General features: G+C 65.3%; 21 protein-coding genes and 2 pseudogenes. 17 read left to right on the forward strand and 6 right to left on the reverse strand.

Annotated features, from left to right (window positions below; genetic code table 11):
* Positions 1–4 precede the first annotated feature (4 nt).
* The 15 genes from ACTU6V_RS03500 to ACTU6V_RS03570 all read left to right on the forward strand — a co-directional run bounded on the left by ACTU6V_RS03500 (position 5) and on the right by ACTU6V_RS03570 (position 13605).
* Entirely contained in the window at positions 5–628 is a 624-nt protein-coding gene (locus ACTU6V_RS03500) for a hypothetical protein (RefSeq protein WP_443474934.1), read from the forward strand.
* A 2-nt stretch (positions 629–630) separates the two neighbouring features.
* Positions 631–1677: a hypothetical protein gene (locus ACTU6V_RS03505; protein ID WP_443474935.1), complete on the forward strand. Its 1047-nt coding sequence runs from the start codon at positions 631–633 to the stop codon at positions 1675–1677.
* A gap of 116 nt (positions 1678–1793) precedes the next feature.
* Positions 1794–2081 carry a WXG100 family type VII secretion target gene (locus ACTU6V_RS03510; RefSeq protein WP_443468586.1) on the forward strand — a complete coding sequence of 96 codons (288 nt, stop codon included), beginning with the start codon at positions 1794–1796 and terminating at the stop codon, positions 2079–2081.
* Between the two features lie 213 nt (positions 2082–2294).
* Positions 2295–2582: a WXG100 family type VII secretion target gene (locus tag ACTU6V_RS03515; protein ID WP_443468586.1), complete on the forward strand. Its 288-nt coding sequence runs from the start codon at positions 2295–2297 to the stop codon at positions 2580–2582.
* A 92-nt stretch (positions 2583–2674) separates the two neighbouring features.
* Positions 2675–2974 (forward strand): hypothetical protein, encoded by a 300-nt coding sequence (locus ACTU6V_RS03520; protein ID WP_417509060.1) that lies wholly within the window; start codon positions 2675–2677, stop codon positions 2972–2974.
* A gap of 9 nt (positions 2975–2983) precedes the next feature.
* A complete protein-coding gene (locus ACTU6V_RS03525; protein ID WP_443468587.1) occupies positions 2984–4177 on the forward strand; it encodes a hypothetical protein in 1194 nt (397 codons plus the stop codon).
* Positions 4174–4821 carry a hypothetical protein gene (locus ACTU6V_RS03530; RefSeq protein WP_443468588.1) on the forward strand — a complete coding sequence of 216 codons (648 nt, stop codon included), beginning with the start codon at positions 4174–4176 and terminating at the stop codon, positions 4819–4821. The genes ACTU6V_RS03525 and ACTU6V_RS03530 overlap by 4 nt, the downstream gene beginning before the upstream one ends.
* Complete coding sequence (locus ACTU6V_RS03535; RefSeq protein ID WP_443468589.1) at positions 4808–5536, forward strand: hypothetical protein; 729 nt, start codon at positions 4808–4810, stop codon at positions 5534–5536. The genes ACTU6V_RS03530 and ACTU6V_RS03535 overlap by 14 nt, the downstream gene beginning before the upstream one ends.
* On the forward strand, positions 5533–6162 hold the full coding sequence (locus tag ACTU6V_RS03540) for a hypothetical protein (protein WP_443468590.1): 630 nt from the start codon (positions 5533–5535) through the stop codon (positions 6160–6162). Before ACTU6V_RS03535 ends, ACTU6V_RS03540 begins: the two co-directional genes overlap by 4 nt.
* A complete protein-coding gene (locus ACTU6V_RS03545; RefSeq protein WP_443474936.1) occupies positions 6159–7985 on the forward strand; it encodes a periplasmic substrate-binding domain-containing protein in 1827 nt (608 codons plus the stop codon). Before ACTU6V_RS03540 ends, ACTU6V_RS03545 begins: the two co-directional genes overlap by 4 nt.
* Before the next feature lie 88 nt (positions 7986–8073).
* Positions 8074–8796: a GntR family transcriptional regulator gene (locus ACTU6V_RS03550; RefSeq protein WP_443468592.1), complete on the forward strand. Its 723-nt coding sequence runs from the start codon at positions 8074–8076 to the stop codon at positions 8794–8796.
* A complete protein-coding gene (locus ACTU6V_RS03555) occupies positions 8793–10325 on the forward strand; it encodes an MmgE/PrpD family protein (RefSeq protein WP_443468593.1) in 1533 nt (510 codons plus the stop codon). Before ACTU6V_RS03550 ends, ACTU6V_RS03555 begins: the two co-directional genes overlap by 4 nt.
* Positions 10325–11227 (forward strand): methylisocitrate lyase, encoded by a 903-nt coding sequence (gene prpB, locus ACTU6V_RS03560; RefSeq protein ID WP_443468594.1) that lies wholly within the window; start codon positions 10325–10327, stop codon positions 11225–11227. The genes ACTU6V_RS03555 and prpB overlap by 1 nt, the downstream gene beginning before the upstream one ends.
* Before the next feature lie 3 nt (positions 11228–11230).
* Positions 11231–12421, forward strand: a complete 1191-nt coding sequence (locus ACTU6V_RS03565) for a bifunctional 2-methylcitrate synthase/citrate synthase (protein WP_443468595.1) — start codon at positions 11231–11233, stop codon at positions 12419–12421.
* Positions 12421–13605, forward strand: coding sequence for a thiolase family protein (locus ACTU6V_RS03570; protein ID WP_443468596.1), 1185 nt, complete (start codon positions 12421–12423; stop codon positions 13603–13605). The genes ACTU6V_RS03565 and ACTU6V_RS03570 overlap by 1 nt, the downstream gene beginning before the upstream one ends.
* 43 nt (positions 13606–13648) lie before the next feature.
* Here the strand turns inward: ACTU6V_RS03570 and ACTU6V_RS03575 are convergent, their stop codons facing one another.
* Positions 13649–14059, reverse strand: a complete 411-nt coding sequence (locus ACTU6V_RS03575; protein WP_443468628.1) for a RidA family protein — start codon at positions 14057–14059, stop codon at positions 13649–13651.
* 82 nt (positions 14060–14141) lie between these two features.
* On the opposite strand from ACTU6V_RS03575, the gene ACTU6V_RS03580 reads away from it, so the two are divergent.
* Both ACTU6V_RS03580 and ACTU6V_RS03585 read left to right on the forward strand, forming a co-directional pair.
* Positions 14142–14519, forward strand: coding sequence for a winged helix-turn-helix transcriptional regulator (locus ACTU6V_RS03580; RefSeq protein ID WP_443468629.1), 378 nt, complete (start codon positions 14142–14144; stop codon positions 14517–14519).
* Between the two features lie 81 nt (positions 14520–14600).
* Positions 14601–15854, forward strand: a complete 1254-nt coding sequence (locus ACTU6V_RS03585; protein ID WP_443468630.1) for a D-arabinono-1,4-lactone oxidase — start codon at positions 14601–14603, stop codon at positions 15852–15854.
* Positions 15855–15860: 6 nt separating this feature from the next.
* Here the strand turns inward: ACTU6V_RS03585 and ACTU6V_RS03590 are convergent.
* The 5 genes and pseudogenes from ACTU6V_RS03590 to ACTU6V_RS03610 all read right to left on the reverse strand — a co-directional run.
* Positions 15861–16080: pseudogene (locus ACTU6V_RS03590) on the reverse strand (NAD(P)-dependent oxidoreductase); the annotation flags it as partial.
* A gap of 46 nt (positions 16081–16126) precedes the next feature.
* The gene (arfA, locus tag ACTU6V_RS03595; RefSeq protein ID WP_443474937.1) at positions 16127–17650 is read right to left on the reverse strand and encodes an arabinosylfuranosidase ArfA; all 1524 of its coding nucleotides are present in this window, start codon (positions 17648–17650) and stop codon (positions 16127–16129) included.
* A 37-nt stretch (positions 17651–17687) separates the two neighbouring features.
* Positions 17688–18599 carry a carbohydrate ABC transporter permease gene (locus tag ACTU6V_RS03600; RefSeq protein WP_443474938.1) on the reverse strand — a complete coding sequence of 304 codons (912 nt, stop codon included), beginning with the start codon at positions 18597–18599 and terminating at the stop codon, positions 17688–17690.
* Positions 18599–19568: pseudogene (locus ACTU6V_RS03605) on the reverse strand (carbohydrate ABC transporter permease). The gene ACTU6V_RS03600 and the pseudogene ACTU6V_RS03605 overlap by 1 nt, the downstream one beginning before the upstream one ends.
* The gene (locus ACTU6V_RS03610; RefSeq protein ID WP_443474939.1) at positions 19565–20902 is read right to left on the reverse strand and encodes an extracellular solute-binding protein; all 1338 of its coding nucleotides are present in this window, start codon (positions 20900–20902) and stop codon (positions 19565–19567) included. Before ACTU6V_RS03610 ends, ACTU6V_RS03605 begins: the two are co-directional and overlap by 4 nt.
* Between the last annotated feature and the right edge of the window lie 62 nt (positions 20903–20964).

Genomic DNA, 20964 nt, shown 5'->3' on the forward strand with positions numbered 1-20964 from the left:
CGGCATGTCCCTGCGTGATCTGCTGGGCGCTCGTCCGGACCCCGAGTTCGACCTGTCGCTGCCAAAAGGGTGGGAACGCCACGAACCCTCTCCGGAGAATCAGGCACTGATCGAGCAGCGGTTGCGCCGCAAGCTCATGCACGTCGGCACCGTGGATGCGCTCCAAGCGGCCGGTGTGCTGCGCAACATGCTCCGTCAGTCGATGGACGAGATGCGAAAGCAGAACGTCGTGGCATACTTCGCACCGTCGGGGCCGGATGTGTCGACGCCGTTTCCCGTGCCAGCATCGATCATCGCGACGATCCGTTCTGCACCGTCTTCCGCCGAGATGGATGGCTATATCAAGCGGATGATCCTCGAAGAACGAGCCGAGCCGCTGGGGAAGAACCGTACGCTGCTGCGGATCGAACGGGAAAGCATCCGAGGCGAGGGCGACGCGCAGATGGTGCTGAGCTCGACCCTGTACGTCACGCCGGTGCCGGGAACGCGCCGCCGGCGCGCGCTGGAACTGCTTGCCGGCTATGGGCGCCCCGCCGACATTCCGCGTGATGACGAACAGATTCAGTTCGTCCACGCATTCTTCGATCTGATGGTCGCGTCGCTGCGGTGGAAGAATGTGTCTAGGTGACCTTGACCGACTCACATGGAGAAGACGACACGATGACGGATCCCTCCGGATCGGCAGAAGCGGCGGGCGGCGACGCGCACCGCGGGACATCGAGCGCTGATGACACCGCGCAGGAGCGGTTTGCGGCGATCATGCGGTTCCCGAAGCGAGCTGCGCTGATCAGCGGCGTTCTGGTGCCGCTCACCGCGGCAGTGAATCTCTTCGTGCTCGAGGATACGTCGATGCCGCTGTTCGCCGTGACGGTGATCTCGGCACTGGTCTGCGTGCTGGCGATGGTGAACGTCATCAGGTACTCACCACGGGTGATGGCCAGGTTGAGTTCCCTGGCGCCGCACGTGGGCGGACGGTTCACGCTGTGGAAAGCGGGCACGGGTGGGTACGCAGGCGTCCCGTTCGCCTACGGTGCGGAGCACGAGCGGTTCGGCATGCTCAACTACGATGTTCGCGGCATCCCGATCGAGATCGGCCATCTGTCCTCCCAGGTGTCGGCCCGCTATCGGGCACCTACCGGCCGTCGTCATCCGTACGTCGTCATCCGCTTGCCGGAGCGCATGCCGCACATGATTCTGAGCTTCGGCCACCTCTCTCGGATTCTGGGGGTGCGGGTGGCACCGGACCAGTGGCACCGTTCGCAGCGTGTGGATGGGGGTTTTGCCCGCCGGGGACGGTTGTTCGTCGGCGATGGCGGCGAACACCTGGCGCGCGCCTTCTTCAGCCCAGAGACGGTGCAGCTGTTCCAGCGGGTCGGACGATACTTCGACATCGAGATCAAAGATCGCAACCTCTACCTCTTCCCATCCGCTCCGGTCACCGCGGGCGTTGAGCGTCGAAGGGATGAGAAACTCGAGCTCATCGAAGAACTCGCCACCTCGGTGGCAGGCTCGGCAGTGTGGGAGCTCGTGCGTCGGCAGAGCCGCGGGACCGGGCCCAGATACCAAGCGCTCCGCGCCGACATTGCTCGCAGCGTTGCCATCGTCTTCGGCATCGCGGGTGTGTTCGCCGTCGTGCTCTCGCTCATCGTGCTCAATGCTCGGGGACTGCTCGGCTGACCGCAATCGTTCACGATGGGGAATAGTCCCCATCGTGTTCCTCCGGTTCGCTTGATTAGTGTGTGTGTAGGTGGTCCGCGGTGGGCTGCCGGTCTTGACAGGAATGGGGTGAGCGCATGAGTGATTTCGGCGCAACATACGACGAGATGGATTCGGCGGCTACGAAGCTGGACGATGGCAAGATCTCGATTGACGAGCTGCTTGATGAGCTGCAGGGTCACGTGGATGACCTTGTCGAGGATGGCTTCAAGACGGAGAAGGCCTCTGGCAAGTTCCAGGAGGGCTACCAGGAGCTCACCGACGGTATGAAGCAGGCTGCTGAGGGAGTGACCGACATGGCTTCGGCGCTTCGCGACATGGCGCAGGCTATCCAGGACCTCGACGACGCACTCGCCGGCGGCTGAGCCGCTCGAGTCGTAGAACTGACGAAGCCCGCCTCAGTCGGAGGCGAGGGCTATCAGGCCAGCGGAGACATGAGCTCCGCTGGCCTGATGTCGTTGTTCGCAGGCCCGAAGCAGTGGGTATTGCTCCCCATAGTGTCGTGGGCGGGGTCTCATTAATGTGTGTGTAGGTGGTCCGCGGTGGGCTGCCGGTCTTGACAGGAATGGGGTGAGCGCATGAGTGATTTCGGCGCAACATACGACGAGATGGATTCGGCGGCTACGAAGCTGGACGATGGCAAGATCTCGATTGACGAGCTGCTTGATGAGCTGCAGGGTCACGTGGATGACCTTGTCGAGGATGGCTTCAAGACGGAGAAGGCCTCTGGCAAGTTCCAGGAGGGCTACCAGGAGCTCACCGACGGTATGAAGCAGGCTGCTGAGGGAGTGACCGACATGGCTTCGGCGCTTCGCGACATGGCGCAGGCTATCCAGGACCTCGACGACGCACTCGCCGGCGGCTGAGCCGCCATGCGATCGATGGCGGGGCCGGATGTGTGTCGCGCGGCCCCACCATCGTCGACTCGATTGCTCGGACATGATGTGAAGGAGTGGGGATGAGCGACGTCTACATCTCGTACACAGAGCTCGGTGAAGTCGAGACGAGTCTGACCAGCATCGTTGCGGAGTTCGAGGGCGCGGTGAGCGGCTCGGACGAGCTCGAGGCAGCGATCAGCGATCCGTATGGGCGTCATGAACTGCGCAATGCGGCGAGGGAGTTCGAAGAGCGCTGGGACAAGAAGCGCGACGAGCTGAAAGATGACCTCTCGAAGATACTCGAGCGCGTGACCGGGATCCTTGATGGGTTCCGTCAGGGTGATGATGAGCTCGCGATTGCTCTCGAGCCGGAGCAGTAGGGAAGCAGCATGGACAAGTCGCCTGCAGGGCGTGACATCGAGTACGTCAAGGGAACGCCGGAAACGATCTCGGCGCGAGGGGCTGCTATCGGAACGCTCGGCGAGCAGATGATCGATAGCGCGATCGTGCTCGAGCGGATCGCCACGCGCGCCACCGACCAGCAGGGAGAAGCGGTCGACAAGCTCATCGAGACGATCGGCGACGCCTACAAGCAGCTGAAGGAAGCCGGCGAGCTGTACAAGCCCATAGGTCCCGTGCTCGTCACCTACGGCGACAAGCTCGCCGAACTGAAGCCCAAGATCGACACTCGCGTCGATACATGCGATGAGCTGTGGGCCTCGTACCAGGGGCTCCCCGGCAAGGTCGACCCACGAGGTGCGGGCGGACTGTTCCAGCCAGACGAAGGCAGCCCTGAGGCTGACGCGCAGGCAGAAGAGGATGCTGCCAAGAAGGTGGCCTTCGAAGCCTGGGAAGGCGAGGCCGAGGACTTCGACGCCGACTACAACACGTGGGAGCAGGCGTTCGACGACGCCGTCAGCGGCATCACCGATGAGATGTCGGGGAAGATCGCCGACGGATGGACGCAATGGCTTGCGGCCATCAAGAACGTTCTCTCCTGGGCCGGTTTCGTGCTGGGCATCGCCGCGATCATCATCGGGGGCCCGATCATCGGGGCTCTCGCAGCGATCGTCGCAGGGCTGACGCTGATCATCGTGGTCATCCAGTTCGCGCGTGGCGAGGCGACGTGGGTCGATCTCACGCTGGCCATCATCGACGTGATCCCGATCGGAAAGATCGGCGGGATCCTCGCCGAAGGCGGCACCTGGGCGACGAAGGGCGGAAAATTCGGCTCCGAGTTCGTCTCGCAGTTCACGAACGTCACGAATAGGACCGGGTTGGACGACCTTGCGGGTCTGATCAAGAACCCCTCGTCGTTCGGCGGCGTCTCCGGCGGTCTCAGCGGCGTGATGACCCGCCTGTTTACCGGTAAAGAACCCAAGTTCTTCGAGGATCTCGGTGGGGCCGGGGGATGGCAGCTCTTCGCGGGGGTCGTCGAGATGCAACGAGGACTCGTGGGGGCGATCTTCAAGGTTGATGGGATGTTCGCGAAGGTTCTCCCTGACTATGACGGCATGAAGAAAGAGGTCGGCAAGGTCGACGTCGGCGACACCTACCTGCCGGTGCTGGACGTGATCTGGTGACACGGATTCGGGCACGTGCAGGCACGGACGCGGGCGGGTGGATCGAGATACCGATCCTCGGTGACGACGCGGAACGTGACCGCTGGGCCGGCGCGGTCGTCGATGCCGTCGCGCGCGCACACGGAGATCGCTTCGATCCTGATGCAGGGCCTGCGATCTGTCGTGTTTTGGCGGAAGCTGCCGGCGACAGGGAGAAGTCGGACCTGCTGGTGATGGCTTTCATGCCCACTGCTCGTCCGATCGTGGCGACCGTACGGGTGTTCATGATCACTCCGGCGCCGGTCGACTGGTGGCGCGGCCACGGCTTCGCGCTCTCACCGATTCACGCCGCGGGTGCAGGCCACGGCATGCTCGCAACGCGCACACTCGAGGAGGTGGTCGAGGAGCAGCGTCTCGTCGCCCACCAGACCGTGTTCATCTTCACCGACGGTGATCTGGACATTGCGGTGTTCATCGAGCCGACCGCTGCGCTGGTGTTCGATCGGATGCAGGAGGGCCTGATCGAGATCGTCGGATCGTTGACGCTCGAGTTCGAGGACGGCCGGACATTCGTGGGCGCGCGTCGCGCTGAACTGCCCGATACCGACGTCGACTCATGGGATGGCATCGACTCGTGGAATATTGGGTTGCATGTCGTTGCCTGAACTCCCCGCGAACTCGCCACCACCGTCCCGTTGGGCTCGCCAGGTATCGCGTTACGAACCGCACGGGCTGGATGTGCTCGAGGCCCATGTGCTCGCATGGACGGGCAGGGCGGATGAGATCGTGAAGACGCCGAAATGGCGCGTTGCGTGGAGCATAGCGCCGTTGCTGGCACTGCTCGCCTCGATCGGCGGGTTCGCCGCAGTTTTCGGCAGCCCCCGCGACATCGCGATCGGGCGAACGGATGCGCCGGATATGGGCAGCATTCCGTGGGCGATGCTCTCATACGGTGTCGCGGCATTCGGGGTCGTCCTCATCCTCATCCGCTGGTTCGTCGATGGCCGCCGAAGGAACGGATCGCTGCTGATCCTTCTCGGCCTGACAATCGGATTCGGTGTGCTCGGTGTGCTCATCGCCTTTCAGCTCGCGGCGGAGGGCGGCGCCGATACGGGGCTGATGATGCTTCCGGCGTACGTGATGATGGCGCTCGCGGTGGTCGTGTTCGTGGTCATTGCGGTGTCCCCTCCGCAGGCCCCTATCGTGGAGACGCAGGCGATACCGATCGACGAGCTGGACGAGAAGGCGATGCGGTACGTCATGCAGGAGCGCAACGATGCGATCGACGCCCTTGCGGAGCGTCGGCTGCTTCCCGATGTCGACATCAAGGTGCTCAAAGCGCGGCCGTTGGGGCGGTTGCACATCAAGGAGGACTCATGAACAGCGGAAGCGGTATGACCCTGCGCGAGCAGCTGGGTATGAGTGCAGAACCAGACTTCGAGATCGATCTGCCCGCTGGGTGGGAGCGCCGCAACGTCGGTGACGACGACCGTGCTGCTCTTGAAGCCGCGCTGCGCAAGAAGTTCCTCAGCGTGCAGCGCCCTGACCTCTACGCAGCCGTTCATGCGATGGTGGACGATTCTTATACCGCCATGAGCTCTGCGGGCGCGGTCGCATATTACGCGGCGACGACGGGCGACGAGAACACGCTCTGGATCCCGGGCTCGATCATCGTGTCGACGCGCACGGCGACCGCCGATGTCTCACTCGACCAGATGGTGTCGCACGCGATCCGCGAGTTCGATGCGCAGCCACTGCTCGGAGACAAGCGCTTCATCCGGTTCGAGCGCGACGAGATCGTCTCCGTCGGAGAAGCATCCATCGGCTTGACGACCGTGGAATACCTCACGCCGATTCCGACGACCCGGCGTCGCCGTGCACTCCACTTCACTGCAACGGTCGCGCGCCCGGCCGAGGCCGGCGCCGATGATGAGCAGGTGGCCGCATCGAAGCTGCTCTACGACGCCTGCATATCCACGCTGCGCTGGGTGGCCACGCAGCCATGACGGCGATCACGCGCGTACTGGGCGGGGTTGCAGCGGTCGTCATCTCGCTGTCCCTCGTCGCGTGCACAGGTAAGGGGTACCCGCCGTCAGTCATAGAAGGCAGTCAAGTCGACGTGGCGTGGGGCGATTCGCTCTCGAGCGTCAATGTCGCAAGCGTTGCAGGAGCCACCGGCGGGAATCTCGACGTCGAGCAGCTCACCCGCTCGCAGTTCGTGCGCGAACGCGCGGGGAAGATCGAGTTCAATCCGACTTTCGGAACCGTCACGATCGAAGAGGAGGCCGAGGACTCTTTCGCTCTCGCCTACGATCTCGAGCAGCCGCTGTGGTCTGATGGGATCGCTCTCGACGCGGCAGATCTGCTTCTCGCGTGGGCCGCGGGCTCCAACTTCTTCGCGCCGGACAGCGAAGCGCCAGAGGACGAGCTGCGCTTCGACTCCATCCCGACGGGGATGGCACTCAGCGACGAGATACCCACGTATGACGAGTTCGAGCGTCGCATCGACGTGCACTTCGCGCGTCCATTCAACGGGTGGGAGTCCGCGCTCGATGTCGCTGTTCCCGCGCATGTCGTGGGCCGCTATGCCCTCGGCATCGATGACCCGATGGCGGCGAAGACTGCTGTCATCGAGGCGATCACAGGTTCGGACACCGCGGCATTGGCGAAGGTCGCCGCGCTGTGGAACAGCGGATTCGCTCTCGGCGAGGACCAGCTCTCTCGCGACGACCTGATGCTCTCGAGTGGTCCGTATCGTGTCGAGACGGTGGATGGCGAGTCGGACGATCCTGCGCAGCGGGTCACGCTTGTGGTGAACGCCGCATACGTCGCTGAGAAGACCGCCAGCTACGAACGCATCGTCCTGCAGCATGACGATGGCGAAAATCTTTCGGATGCCGTCGGCGCCGAGTACGACCTGGTGCAGGTCGTACCGCGCGCAGACAACTTCGAAAGCATCCGTCAGCTCGAACGAGACGACTACGGCGTCGATGACATCGATCACGGGGTCGTGTGGGTGGCTCAGGCGAACACCGTGGCATCCCGACCCCTGAGCGATAGTGCGGTGCGGGGCGTCCTCATGCGCAGCTTCGACCGCGGCGACGTGGTGGAAGCCGGAGCAGGCCCCTGGAGCGACATCTATCCCGGTGTATCCTCCGTCGTCTTCGCACCGGGGACCGACGGCTACCAGGTGGCAGTCGAAGACACGGGCTTCACGGCGAAGTTCCGCAGCGGAGGCGATGCGGCGGATCTGCGCATTGCCGCAGGGGTGCCAGAGGGCATCCGCATCTGTGTGCTCTACGATCGCGGTTCCGCTCTCGCCGCCGGGATGTTCGCATCGTTCCAGGCGCAGGTAGGAGAGGCCGGTTGGATCGCCACGGACTGCGGCAGCGATATGCCCGAAGAAGTGGTCGCCAGCAGCGATGACTGGGACATCTATCTGGGCATGAAGGAGCTTCCCGAGACTGCTGACGAGCTCCGCGCGCAGTGGGGGACAGGTGGCGCCGAGAACTACTCGGATGCGACCGACGGTGCCCGCGATGATCTGCTCGCGCAGCTCGAGGTGGAGACCGACCAGTACCGGGCGCGTGATCTCCGTGTCGCCATCGAGAGGACGATCGTCGATCAGATGGTCATCGCCCCGCTCACGATCGATCCGATCCTCGTGATCAGCGACCGCGACGTCGAGGGTGTGGAGCCGCGTTCGTCCCGGCATGGAACGCTGCTCGATCGTGCCATCGGCTGGCGCCCCTATGACGCAGAGCAGTCGAATCAGGACGACCAGCCGACCTCGCCCGCAGATGAGGACGACGACTCCGGTCTGTTCTGACCCGGCGCCAGAGGTCGATCTGTATACGTTCCGCGCCTTCGAGTGAACTACGGCGCCCACAGCGGCGATTTATGTATACACTGCCAGTGTGAGCACCACTGCTGAGCGCACCACCCCCGTCGAGAAGACGGTGCCCGTCGAAAGGGCGCGGGCGAGTGATCGCGCCTACGCGACACTGCTCGAGGAGATCCAGTCCGGCGCCCTCGCCCCTGGCGCAGTTCTCGCCGAGGTCGAACAGGCGGCACGCCTTGGCGTCAGCCGCACGCCGCTGCGCGAAGCGCTCCACCAGTTGAGTGCGGACGGGCTCGTCGAGCAGCAGTCTCCGCGCGTCACCGTGGTCTCCGGCATCGACGCAGGCGACATCCGCTCGCTGTTCGAGATCCGCCGCGCACTGGAAGAGTCCGCGGCTCGCCTCGCCGCAGAACGCGGCGATGCCGAGCTGTTCGCGGGGCTGGCGGCCGAGTTCGCGGTGGCCGGAGCCTCCCTCGATGCCGCCACCGGACGCGACGACTACTACGCGCTCATCGCGCGCTTCGACGCGGCGGTCGATGCCGCCGTCGACAACGACTACATCGCCGCGGCCCTGCGCACCGTCCGCACGCACCTCGTGCGAGTGCGGCGGATGGCGCGGGATAACCGGGAGCGTCTCGCCGCATCCGTCGCAGAGCACCGGCTCATCGCCGAAGCGCTCGCCGAGCGTGATGGTGATCTCGCCGCGCACGCCACCCATGTGCACCTGCGGAACGCCCTCACGAGCATTTTCGACAGCATCCAGAACCCTGAAATCACCGACAGCAGAGGGCAATCATGACCGTCAATCACCACGTCCGTGTCTACAAGAGCGAAGAGGGCCTGCCCCGCGAAGAGCAGCTGGCCTGGAAGATCGCCGAAGTCGCAACCGATGCCGTCGAGGTCCCGCAGGACGTCGTCGAGATGATCATCAACCGCATCATCGACAACGCATCGGTCGCCGCGGCGTCCCTCACTCGTGGGCCGATCATCGCTGCCCGCGACCAGGCGTTCGCTCACCCGGTCTCCACCGGGGGGAAGGGAGCAACCGTCTTCGGTGCTCCGCTGGAGAAGCGCACGAGCCCCGAGTGGGCGGCATGGGCCAATGGCGTCGCCGTGCGCGAGCTCGACTACCACGACACGTTCCTCGCGGCGGACTACTCACACCCCGGTGACAACATCCCGCCGATCCTCGCGGTCGCCCAGCACGCAGGCAGCGACGGCCGTGCGCTCGTTCGCGGCATCGCGACCGGCTACGAGATCCAGGTCGACCTGGTGAAGGCGATCTGCCTGCACAAACACAAGATCGACCACGTCGCCCACCTCGGGCCCTCGGCCGCAGCCGGCATCGGCACGCTTCTCGGCCTCGACTCAGCGACCATCTACCAGGCCGTCTCTCAGGCCCTGCACACCACGACCGCCACGCGTCAGAGCCGCAAGGGTGAGATCTCCACGTGGAAGGCGCACGCCCCGGCCTTCGCCGGCAAGATGGCCGTCGAGGCTGTCGACCGCGCCATGCGCGGCCAGACCAGTCCCTCGCCCATCTACGAAGGCGAGGACGGCGTCATCGCGTGGATGCTGGATGGCCCGGATGCTGCATATGAGGTGCCGCTGCCCGCCGCCGGCGAGGCCAAGCGGGCGATCCTCGACACGTACACGAAGGAGCACTCCGCGGAGTATCAGGCGCAGGCCTGGATCGATCTGGCGCGCAAGCTGCACGCCCTTCGACAGGCTCAGGGAGCGGAAGGGTGGGACGACATCGAGTCCGTGGTTCTGCACACCAGCCACCACACCCACTACGTGATCGGTTCCGGCGCGAACGACCCGCAGAAGTACGACCCGACCGCCTCGCGCGAGACGCTCGACCACTCGATTCCGTACATCTTCACCGTTGCTCTGCAGGACGGCTCCTGGCACCACGTCGACTCGTACACCCCTTCCCGGGCATCGAGGGCCGACACCATCGAGCTGTGGAACAAGGTGACCACGCTCGAGGATGCCGAGTGGACGCGCCGCTACCACTCGAACGACATCTCGGAGAAGGCCTTCGGCGGTCGCGTGGAGATCACGTTCACCGACGGCACGACGCTCGTCGATGAGATCGCCGTCGCGGATGCTCACCCGCTGGGTGCCCGGCCGTTCGCCCGCGACAACTACATCGCCAAGTTCCGCCTGCTCGCAGAGCCCGTGCTCGCGCCCGAGGAGATCGAGCGCTTCCTGTCGCTGGTTCAGCGTCTTCCCGAGCTCACCGCGGCCGAGGTCGCAGAGCTCTCGATCATCGCGAGGCCCGGCGTCGTAGCATCCGAGCCCACCACCACGGGACTGTTCTGATGCTGTACTCCGGCACCACTCCTGTTGAGAAGCGGCGGCTGTTCCGCGAGCGGCTCGCTTCTGGCGAGCTGCTGCGGTTTCCGGGCGCGTTCAACCCGCTCTCCGCGCGCCTCATCGAGCAGAAGGGGTTCGAGGGTGTCTACATCTCGGGCGCCGTGCTCTCGGCCGACCTCGGCCTGCCCGACATCGGGCTGACCACGCTCACCGAGGTTGCTGGTCGGGGCAAGCAGATCGCACGCATGACGGAGCTGCCGGCGATCATCGATGCCGACACCGGGTTCGGCGAGCCGATGAACGTGGCCCGCACGATCCAGGAGCTCGAAGATGCCGGACTCGCCGGCGCTCACATCGAGGACCAGATCAACCCGAAGCGCTGTGGTCACCTCGATGGCAAGGCCGTTGTCGATCTCGGCACCGCGGCCAAGCGCATCCGGGCCGCGGTCGACGCGCGTCGCGATGAGAACTTCCTCGTCATGGCGCGCACCGACATCGCCGCTGTCGATGGGCTCGATGCCGCGAAGGACCGCGCGAAGGCGCTGGTGGATGCCGGGGCCGACGCGATCTTCCCGGAGGCGATGCGGTCGCTCGAGGAGTTCGCGGCGATGCGTGAGGCCGTCGATGTGCCGATCCTCGCGAACATGACCGAGTTCGGCAAGAGCGACCTCTTCAGCGTCGACCAGTTGCGGGATGTCGGTGTGAACATCGTCATCTGGCCGGTGTCGATGCTGCGCATCGCAATGGGGGCGACCGGCCGTGCACTCGATACGCTTCTGGATGAGGGGCATCTGACCTCGAAGCTCGGTGAGATGCAGCATCGCGCCGACCTCTATGACCTGATCGACTACGAGTCGTACAACCACTTCGACTCGGGCGTCTTCAACTTCACCATCACGAAGGAGTGAGCAATGGCTGACAACGACATCAAGAAGGGCCTTGCCGGAGTCATCGCGGATGAGACGGCGATCAGCAAGGTCAATCCCGAGACGAACAGTCTGCTCTACCGCGGGTACCCGGTGCAGGAGCTCGCAGCGACGCAGCCCTTCGAGGCTGTCGCGTATCTACTCTGGCACGGGGAGCTGCCGACGGCTTCCGAGTTGGCGGACTTCCGCGCGACCGAGCGCGCGAATCGTGCGCTCGCGCCCGAGGTCAAGGAAGCCATCGACCGCCTGCCGCTGGACTCGCACCCGATGGACGAGGTGCGCACCGCGGTCAGCGTGATCGGCGCGATCGAGACAGCCGGAATCAGCAATGTGCTGGACGCCGTCGGCACACCTGAGGAGAATCTTGAGCGAAGCCTCAAACTGTTCGCGGTACTGCCCGCGATCGTGGCCTACGGTCAGCGGCGCAGGCGCGGGCAGGGGATTGTCGAGTCGCGGGATGACCTCGACTACGCGGCGAACTTTCTCTGGCTGACGTTCGGTGAAGAGGCCGCGCCCGAGGTGGTGGATGCCTTCAACCGCTCGATGATTCTGTATGCGGAGCACTCCTTCAACGCATCCACCTTCACGGCGCGCGTGATCACGTCGACGCTGAGCGACCTGTACTCCGCCGTCGTCGGTGCGATCGGCGCACTGAAGGGTCCGCTGCACGGCGGTGCCAACGAGGCCGTGATGCACATCTTCGATGAGATCGGCGCGGCGTCAGAGGTCTCGTCGTGGTTGGATACCGCGCTGGCGGAGAAGCGCAAGATCATGGGCTTCGGGCACCGCGTCTACAAGCGCGGCGACTCGCGCGTGCCGACCATGAAGGCCGCGCTGGACACTCTTGTCGAGCACTATGACCGTCCGGATGTTGCGGATCTTTACAACACTCTTGAGAGCGAGTTCGTCTCTCGCAAGGGCATCTACCCGAACCTGGACTACCCGTCGGGCCCGGCGTACAACCTCATCGGCTACGACACACTGACGTTCACGCCGCTGTTCATCGCGTCGCGCATCACCGGGTGGACGGCGCACATCATCGAGCAGCAGGCGTCCAACGCACTGATCAGGCCGCTGTCGGCGTACAACGGTCCGGATGAGCGGCATATCGCCGAGTATGAGCCGGATACCGCGGCGATTGATGTGCAGGAGCGACCGGAAGAGGCGGCGGGCTGATGTCAGCGTCTCCGGACAAGATCGCGATCGTCGCCGGGGCGCGGACTCCGGTCGGACGCTTCGCGGGGGCGTTCAAGGAGACGCCCGCTCACGAACTGGGTGCCGCTGCAGCCATCGAGGCGATGCGGCGCTCCGGCATCGATCCGTCTCGCGTCGGTGAAGTCGTGATTGGCAATATCGGACAGGTCGGGGGCGATGCGTATATCTCGCGCCGGATCGCTCTGGCTGCCGGCCTCGACGACAACACCCCGGCATTCACGGTGAACCGCCTGTGCGGCTCTGGTCTGCAGGCGATCTGGTCGGCCGCGCAGGAACTGTTGTGGGGCGGGATCGATGTCGCTGTCGCTGGCGGCGCCGAGAACATGACGCGGATGCCGTTCTACGACTTCAACGCCCGGTTCAACGATCGTCTCGGGCACCGGCAGCTGCTGGACGGCACGATCTCGATGCTGACGGATCCGTTCACGAACAGGCACATGGGCACGACGGCCGAGAATGTCGCTTCGCGATTCGGTGTGACCCGTGAGGACCAGGATGCTTTCGCGCTCGAGTCGCAGCGCCGAGCGGCGACTCCGGAGGCGCAGGCCGCGTTCGCCGAAGAGATCGTCGCCGTCACCACGTCGGGGCGGAAGCCCGTCGAGGTCGCTCGCGATGAGCATCCGCGCCCGGAGTCGACGTTGGAGACTCTGGCGGGTTTGCCCGCCGCGTTCGTCGACGGCGGCACGGTGACAGCGGGTAACGCCTCCGGCATCAACGATGGCGGAGCGGCGACAGTTCTCATGCGCGAGGTGGATGCCCGTGCGGAGGGCGCGCCGGTGCTCGCGACTCTGGAAGCGGTGGCCACCGCTGCGCTCGAACCCGAGATCATGGGGTACGCGCCCACGCTCGCTCTGCGGAAGCTGTTCGCTCAGACGGGGCTCTCACCCTCGGACATCTCGACAATCGAACTCAACGAGGCCTTCGCATCGCAGGCCCTTGCCGTGATCCGCGACACCGATCTCAATCCCGCTCAGGTAAACCCCTACGGCGGCGCGATCGCGCTCGGCCACCCGGTCGGTGCGACCGGCACGATCCTCACCGTGCGCGCAGCGCTGACGCTGCAGCGGACTGGCGGAGAGTACGCGATCGTCACGATGTGCATCGGTGGGGGACAGGCGCTTGCGGCGCTGTTGAAACGCGGGTAGGGGGCGAGCCGATGGCTGGCGCCCCCGTTGCGATGACCGAAAACTAGTCCGTGACGGCGTCGGCCTCGACCTCAACGAGCACGTCGGGCTCGAAGAGGTAGTCGACGCCGATGACCGACAGCGGAGGCAGCGGCTGCGGAATGCCGAGCTCCTCGATGACGCTTTCGAGACCGGCGATGAAGTCGTCGTATCGCGACGGCTCCCAGCGGGCGACGAAGAAGCGCAGGCGCACCACATCTGCGAAGCTCGCACCGGCACCCGCCAGCCCTCGTGCGGTGTTCCGTAGCGCATGGGCGAGCTGGCCCGACAGGTCGCCCGGGAACAATCTGTTCGCGTGCTCGTCCCGGGCGATCTGACCCGCAACGCTGATCAGGCGCTGGCCGGATGCTACGGAGACGTGGTGGTAAGGAACGGGCTGGAACATGCCCTCTGGGGTGAGAAGTTCAACGGTCATATCAGGCTCGCTTTCGTGGTCTTTATCTAGGTGTACTTTTTATACCTAGTATTCAAAGGCAACTTCAACGAAACTAGGTTTCATGAACGAAACCGCGCTCACCGCTCTTCCGGCCCAGATATCTGACGAGCACCGCGAGCTGCTCGACGAGGTGATGGACAAATGGTCGCTGCTGATCCTCGACACACTCTGCGAGCAGCCGCGGCGCTTCAATGAGCTGAGGCGCGCGATCCCCGCGGTTTCGCAGAAGTCGCTGACGGCATCCCTTCGCCGGCTCGAGCGCAACGGCATGGTGGATCGCGTCATCCTCGGTACGCGTCCGCTCGCCGTCGAGTACCGGATCTCGGATCTCGGCCAGACACTGCAGGATCTGATCGACGCACTGCTGCGGTGGACATCGGCTCACATGGGGGACGTGACTCGCGCCCGTGACCGTTTCGATCTCGAGTTCGACCACTGATCTCGCTGGGGTGAGCGGGGGCGTCATCGCCTCGGAGACGCACAGCATCGATGAGGCCTCGGAACGAGGCAGGATGAGAACATGCAGAAGAACTGGGCGGGCAACCTCACATACACGGCGGCCGAGATCGCGCATCCGTCGACCATCGATGAGCTGCGCGGCCTGCTCAAGGCGGGCGGTCTGGTGGGCATCCTCGGCACGAGGCACTGCTTCAACGATATTGCCGACACCCCCGGGGTCCTCATCGCCCTCGACCGGATGCCGCGTGAGATCGAGGTGAACGAGTCTGGAGACGCCGTGCGAGTCTCCAGCGCGCTGCGCTATGGCGATATCGCCCCCGAGCTGGAGGCGCAGGGCCTCGCGCTGGCGAATCTCGCATCGCTGCCGCACATCTCCGTGGCCGGCGCCGTCGCAACAGGCACCCACGGGTCGGGCGACCGCATCGGCTCGCTCGCATCCGCTGTACGCGGACTCACGATCCTCACGGTCGACGGCGAGATCCGGCGGCTCGCGCGGGGCGACGCCGACTTCGACGGCGCCGTCGTCTCGCTCGGCGCGCTCGGAGCCGTGCTCGACGTCACCCTCGATGTCGAACCCACCTACGAGGTCGCGCAGCACGTGTTCGACGCACCCCGATGGGATGCGATCCTCGCCGACCTCGACGCGGTCACCGGCGCGGGCACGAGCGTGAGCATCTTCACGACCTGGCAGCGCACGGATGTCGCCGACATGCTCTGGATCAAGCAGCGGCTGCCGGAGCAGCGCGGCGAGGAGCGCGCCGCGCTCGCCGCACGTCTGGGGGCGGTGGCATCCGACGGCGAACGGCATCCGATCCTCGGTGTCGATCCGGTCGCCACCAGCGTCCAGCGCGGGGTGGCGGGCCCGTGGTTCCAGCGCCTGCCGCACTTCCGGCTCGAGTTCACGCCGTCCGCCGGCGCCGAGCTCCAGAGCGAGTATCTGGTTCCGCGCACCGATGCGCTCGCCGCGATCGGTGCGGTCCGCTCACTCGCCGATCGCATCGCGCCTCTGCTGCTGGTGAACGAGGTGCGAACGGTCGCGGCGGACGAGCTGTGGCTCAGTCCCGCCTACGGAGCGGATGCCGTCGCACTGCACTTCACCTGGAAGCCGGACGAAGCCGCGATCCGCGCGTTCCTTCCTGTGCTGGAAGCGGCTCTGCCCGCATCCGCGCGCCCGCACTGGGGCAAGGTCTTCACGCTCGACGGGGCCGAAGTGCGCAGCCGGTACCCGCGGTTCGACGACTTCGCGGCGCTGCGCGCAGGGTTCGATCCCGAGCGGCGGCTGGGCAACGAGTACCTCTCTCGACTGGGACTCTGACGCCGCCGTCTCGCTCGACGCGTAGGCGATGCGCCGGATGCCGAGGTGCACCGCTGCCCAGAAGACGTTGAATGTCGCGGGCATGTTGTTGTGGATCCACCTGGACGAACCCGGGCCCGCGCACCCCGGCGACGTCCATCCCGATGACCTCGTGACCCACGGCGCGGAGTTCCCTCGCGACGACGGTGCCTAGCTTGCCCGATGAACCGGTGAGTGCGATGCGCATGTCCCAAGACTGGCACGCCCAAGCCGTTCGGGCGGCGGGCCCGGCCTCAGCCGAGCTCGATCACCGACCACGACAGCGGAGGCAGCGTCGCACGCACGGACCCCTCGACGACTTCCGCGGCGGTCAGCGGCACCATGCGCACAGCATCCGGCGTGGACTCGAGGTTCGCGGTGTGGCGATCGCCCGCGTCGGGGACGGTCAGCGTCTCGGCGTTCGTGATCCGAAGATTGCCGAGACCGCGCAGGTCGATCGTGAGGTCGTTCGACTTCTCCAGCGAGCGGTTCGCGACGAACACGACCAGGCGGCCAGTCTCCTCGTCCCACGTCGCGGCGGCGTCGACGGCATCGACATCTCCATAGCGCTTCGTGCTGATCTGCGACGACGAGACGGCCAGGCGCAGGATCTGCCCGCGCGCGAGGCGCGCCATCCGCTCGAAGGGCCAGAACGTCGACTGCCGCCAGGCCGCTCCGCCCTCTTCCGAGCGGATGGGGGCGATCACGTTCACGAGCTGCGCCTGGTTGGCGATGCGCACACGGTCACCGTGGCGCAGCAGGCTGTTGAGGAAAGTGCCGACGACGACGGCATCCGTCACCGAGTAGGTGTCCTCGATGAGGCGAGGATGCGTGCGCCACGACTTCGATACCTGGTGCGGCTGGTCCTCGGTGTCGAGCCCGGACTGGTACCAGACGTTCCACTCGTCGAACGAGATGTCGACCTGCTTGGTGTGCTTGCCGGCCGCTTTCACGGCGTCGATCGTCGCGACGACGCCTTCGATGAAGGCATCCATCTCGACAGCCTCGGCGAGGAAAGACTCGGCGTCACCGTCATGCTCCTGGTAGTACGCGTGCATCGAGATGTAGTCGACCTCGTCGTAGGCGTGCGTGAGCACGGTGTGCTCCCAGGTGCCGAACGTCGGCATGCCGCGGTTGGACGATCCGACCGCGACGAGCTCGATCGAGTCATCGACCAGCTTCATCGCCTTGGCCGTCTCCTGTGCCAGACGCCCGTACTCAGCGGCGGTCTTGTGGCCGATCTGCCACGGCCCGTCGAGCTCGTTGCCCAGGCACCACAGCTTGATGTCGAACGGATCGGCCGCGCCGTTGCTGTGGCGAAGGTCCGACCAGTAGGTGCCGCCTGGGTGGTTCGCGTACTCGACGAGTGCACGCGCCTCCTCGACGCCGCGCGTGCCGAGGTTGATGGCCTCCATGATCTCGACGTCGGCCTCGCGCGCCCAGTCCACGAACTCGTGTAGGCCGAATGCGTTGGTCTCGATCGTGTGCCAGGCGCCATCGATGCGCGTCGGGCGATCTGCCGCGGGGCCGACCCCGTCCTCCCAGAGATAGCCCGAGACGAAGTTGCCGCCCGGGTAGCGGATGACCGTCGGCCCCATCTCCTTGACGAGCGAGAGCACATCCTTGCGGAACCCGCGCTCGTCGGCCAGCGGATGCCCCGGCTCGTAGATGCCGGTGTACACGCAGCGGCCCATGTGCTCGACGAACGAGCCGAAAAGCCTGCGCGGCACGTCGGCGATCGTATAGTCGCGGTCGATGGTGATACGGGCGTGGGACATTGCTCTCCTTGTTTCTGGCTGGTGCCGGGGTGATGGACTACTGACCGCCGAAGCCGCTGGTCGCGACGCCCTTGACGATCTGCTTCTGGAAGATCATGAACACGATGATCAGCGGGAGGGCCGCGAGCACCGCCTGTGCCATGACCTGCGCATACTGCACGCCGTATGCGCTGATCACGGTCTGAAGGCCTACGGGCAGCGTCATCAGTGTCGTGTCGTTGATGACCAGGAACGGCCACAGGAAGTTGTTCCACGCTCCGATGAACACGAAGATCGCCACCGATGCCAGGATCGGACGAGACAGCGGCAGCACGATCGACCAGAAGATGCGGAACCTGCTCGCGCCGTCGACGCGGGCGGCGTCTTCGAGTTCGATCGGGATCGCGTCGAAGAACCGCTTGAGGATGAACACCATCGCCGGTGCCACGACCTGCGGCAGGATCAGACCCCAGTAGGTGTCGATCATGTTGAAGGTCAGCATCTGGTAGAACAGCGGGATGATCAGCACCTGCGGCGGCACGATGATCGACGCGATGATGACGATGAACAGCCACTTGCGCCCCGTGAAGTCCATTCGGGAGAACGCGTAGGCGGCCAGCGCCGAGATTGCGAGGGTGATGAGAGTCACCGCAGCAGAGGTCCACAGGCTGTTGAACGCCCAGGTGTACACGTTGCCCTGAGACAGGATGGCGGCGAAGGCCTCGACGGTCGGGCCGGTCGCACCGATCCAAGATGGGTCTCCGGACGCGGCGTCCGTCTCGGTCTTGAAGGCGGTGGCGATCGCCCAGAGGAACGGCAGCAGCCAGCCGATCGCGAGGACGGCAAGCACCACGAAGGCGGTGACGCGCAGCGGACCGAACGGCTTCTGACCCGGGAGGTGCGGCCGGCGTCTGCGCCGCGCACCCGGCGCGGTGATCGCCTCGGTCGGGGAGAGGGTGGCAGTGGACATCACAGCTCCTTCCGGCGACGCGAGACCAGGGCCTGCGCGACACCCACGATGACGATGAGGGCGAAGAACACGTACGAGATCGCGGCCGAGTAGCCGAATCGGTAGCTGACGAAACCGGCTTCGTAGATGTACTGCACGATCGAGCGGGTCGTATCGCTCGCGACGCCGCCGAGCATCTGATAGGCCTGGTCGAACAGTTTCAGAGAGGCCAGGATCTGCAGGATCAGGATCAGCACGGTCGCCGGTCCGAGCTGCGGGAGCGTGATCGACCAGAACTGCCGCCAGGGACCCGGCGCCGTCGAGCGACGCGGCCTCGTACTGCTGCGACGGGATGTTCTGCATTGCGGCCAGATAGAGGAGGAAGTTGAATCCGACCGTCCACCACACCGTCGCGATGACGATCGAGATCATGTTCGTGTCAGGGTTCTGCAACCAGGCCAGTGGCTCGAGGCCGAAGGCCTTCAGGATGTTGTTCGCAGCGCCGATCTGCGGGTTGAAGATCCACACCCAGATCTGCGAGATCACGGTGGACGCGAGCAGATACGGCATGAAGAACGACAGTCGCCACAGCCACTGACCTGGAAGTCCGCGATCGACGAGCGCCGCCATCAGCAGCGCGATCACGACGAGCGGGACGGTGGAGAGCAGTGTGAACCAGACGGTGTTCCACATCGACTGCCACATCACCGGATCCGTGAGCGCCTCACCATAGTTGGCGAAGCCAACGAACGCGCCACCGGCACCGGTCAGGGACTGGTCGGTGAAGCTGAGGTAGATGCCGTGCACGATCGGCCACACGAGGAAGAGCGCGAAGGCGACGAGGAACGGTGCCAGGAACGCCCAGCTGATGAGCTGCTCACGATTGCGGCTTCCGGCACGTCGAATACGGATGCCGGAGGCGGATCCTGTGACGATCGTGCGCGTGGCAGCACCGGAGGCGGCGACAGGACCGGAAGCAGAGGAGGTCATGGCTTCCACGTCCCTTCGGGATCGGCCGGGTTGGGCTGGGACAGCATCGTGTTCACGCGAGCCTCGAAACGGTCGATCGCGGCGGCGGGGTCGTCTCCGCTGAGCAGGACTCCCTGCACTGCGGCACCGAACTCGCCCTGGAAGTTGGAGCCGGATCCGGTGAACCATGCGGTCGGGTCGTAGACGACGTGCTCGGCGGCTTCGGCGTAGTGCGCCTGCGGGATCAGATCGGCGTACTCCGGCGACGCGGTGACCGGCAGAAACGCGGGGATGTGCCCGGCTTCCGCCCACCCGAAGGAGCCCTTGAGCATGTCCGCCACGAACTGGTAGGTGAGCTCGCGCTTGGTCTCGTCGGCGTTCATCTGGTGGGGGAGCACGAACGAGTGGGAGTCGGCGTAGACCGCCGGGGTCCCGTACAGAGTTGGGATCATCGTCGCGTCGAACGCAATGCCCGCGTTCTGCATCGTGCGCAGTTCCCAGACACCAGTGAAGAGCATGCCGCTCTTGCCGGTGGCGAACTCGGCGATCGCGGAGCCGTAGTCGTTCTGCGCAGCGGCGATCTCACCGTCGAGCAGCGTCTGCATGAACGTGAGGGACTCGATCGCGGCATCCTTGTCGATCACGGCCTTGCCGCCGAGGGGCAGTTCGATCGCGAGGCCGTGCTGTGCGTACAGGCCGTAGAACAGGCGCCACATCTGGGCGCCGTCACCTAGGTAGCCGTACGAGAGTGCGTGGCCCTCGGCCGTGCCGCTGACCGTGCGGAGCTGGTCGAGGAACTCCTCCGGCGAGCTCGTCTGCCGCAGGCGTCCATCCGTATCGAGCGCGCCGGCTGCATCGCAGACATCGGTGTTGAACATCATGACGAACGGATGCGCGTCGAGTGCAACGCTGAACAGACGGTCTCCGACGAAGCCCTTCTCCCAGATGGGAGCGGGGAAGGTGGTCTTGTCGACGCCGAGGTCGGCGAGCCGATCCAGATCCCAGTCGTCGAGCAGCCCGCCTGGAGCCCAGCCGTTGACTCGGGTGGCGTGCATGATCGCGACGTCGGGAGCGCGGCCGCCGGCACCGGCCATCGCGAGCTTCGTGTAGTACGGCGTGCCCCAGGCGAGGACGGTGGGGCGGATCCGATACGCGTCCTGGGCATCGTTGACTCCGTCGAGCAGTGACGACATCGTGACGCCGTCACCGCCGCTCAGAAGGTGCCAGAACTGCAGTGTCTGGGTGTCGGAGCCGCTCATCGGACCGGGAGCGCACCCTGCGAGAAGGGCTGCGCCGGCGGCCAGCGAGCTGGCAGTCAGGAATTGTCTACGGGACAGATCGAGCGGGGGCATCATCGTCACTCCTTCGTGACCGTGGTTGGCGTCTAAATGATTACATCGAAGTAATCAGGAAGCAA

Origin of the sequence: Microbacterium zouquanmingi (genome assembly GCF_052266675.1) — a bacterium.
Lineage (GTDB): Bacteria > Actinomycetota > Actinomycetes > Actinomycetales > Microbacteriaceae > Microbacterium.

What these genes read in the sequence shown, in the direction of transcription:
- ACTU6V_RS03575 (WP_443468628.1), bottom strand. Translation starts at nt 14,059, where the DNA reads ATGACCGTTGAACTTCTCACCCCAGAGGGCATGTTCCAGCCCGTTCCT.
- ACTU6V_RS03570 (WP_443468596.1), top strand. Translation starts at nt 12,421, where the DNA reads ATGTCAGCGTCTCCGGACAAGATCGCGATCGTCGCCGGGGCGCGGACT.
- ACTU6V_RS03585 (WP_443468630.1), top strand. Translation starts at nt 14,601, where the DNA reads ATGCAGAAGAACTGGGCGGGCAACCTCACATACACGGCGGCCGAGATC.
- prpB (WP_443468594.1), top strand. Translation starts at nt 10,325, where the DNA reads ATGCTGTACTCCGGCACCACTCCTGTTGAGAAGCGGCGGCTGTTCCGC.
- ACTU6V_RS03565 (WP_443468595.1), top strand. Translation starts at nt 11,231, where the DNA reads ATGGCTGACAACGACATCAAGAAGGGCCTTGCCGGAGTCATCGCGGAT.
- ACTU6V_RS03600 (WP_443474938.1), bottom strand. Translation starts at nt 18,599, where the DNA reads ATGTCCACTGCCACCCTCTCCCCGACCGAGGCGATCACCGCGCCGGGT.
- ACTU6V_RS03535 (WP_443468589.1), top strand. Translation starts at nt 4,808, where the DNA reads ATGTCGTTGCCTGAACTCCCCGCGAACTCGCCACCACCGTCCCGTTGG.
- ACTU6V_RS03540 (WP_443468590.1), top strand. Translation starts at nt 5,533, where the DNA reads ATGAACAGCGGAAGCGGTATGACCCTGCGCGAGCAGCTGGGTATGAGT.
- ACTU6V_RS03500 (WP_443474934.1), top strand. Translation starts at nt 5, where the DNA reads ATGTCCCTGCGTGATCTGCTGGGCGCTCGTCCGGACCCCGAGTTCGAC.
- arfA (WP_443474937.1), bottom strand. Translation starts at nt 17,650, where the DNA reads ATGTCCCACGCCCGTATCACCATCGACCGCGACTATACGATCGCCGAC.
- ACTU6V_RS03580 (WP_443468629.1), top strand. Translation starts at nt 14,142, where the DNA reads ATGAACGAAACCGCGCTCACCGCTCTTCCGGCCCAGATATCTGACGAG.
- ACTU6V_RS03520 (WP_417509060.1), top strand. Translation starts at nt 2,675, where the DNA reads ATGAGCGACGTCTACATCTCGTACACAGAGCTCGGTGAAGTCGAGACG.
- ACTU6V_RS03545 (WP_443474936.1), top strand. Translation starts at nt 6,159, where the DNA reads ATGACGGCGATCACGCGCGTACTGGGCGGGGTTGCAGCGGTCGTCATC.
- ACTU6V_RS03610 (WP_443474939.1), bottom strand. Translation starts at nt 20,902, where the DNA reads ATGATGCCCCCGCTCGATCTGTCCCGTAGACAATTCCTGACTGCCAGC.
- ACTU6V_RS03515 (WP_443468586.1), top strand. Translation starts at nt 2,295, where the DNA reads ATGAGTGATTTCGGCGCAACATACGACGAGATGGATTCGGCGGCTACG.
- ACTU6V_RS03525 (WP_443468587.1), top strand. Translation starts at nt 2,984, where the DNA reads ATGGACAAGTCGCCTGCAGGGCGTGACATCGAGTACGTCAAGGGAACG.
- ACTU6V_RS03555 (WP_443468593.1), top strand. Translation starts at nt 8,793, where the DNA reads ATGACCGTCAATCACCACGTCCGTGTCTACAAGAGCGAAGAGGGCCTG.
- ACTU6V_RS03510 (WP_443468586.1), top strand. Translation starts at nt 1,794, where the DNA reads ATGAGTGATTTCGGCGCAACATACGACGAGATGGATTCGGCGGCTACG.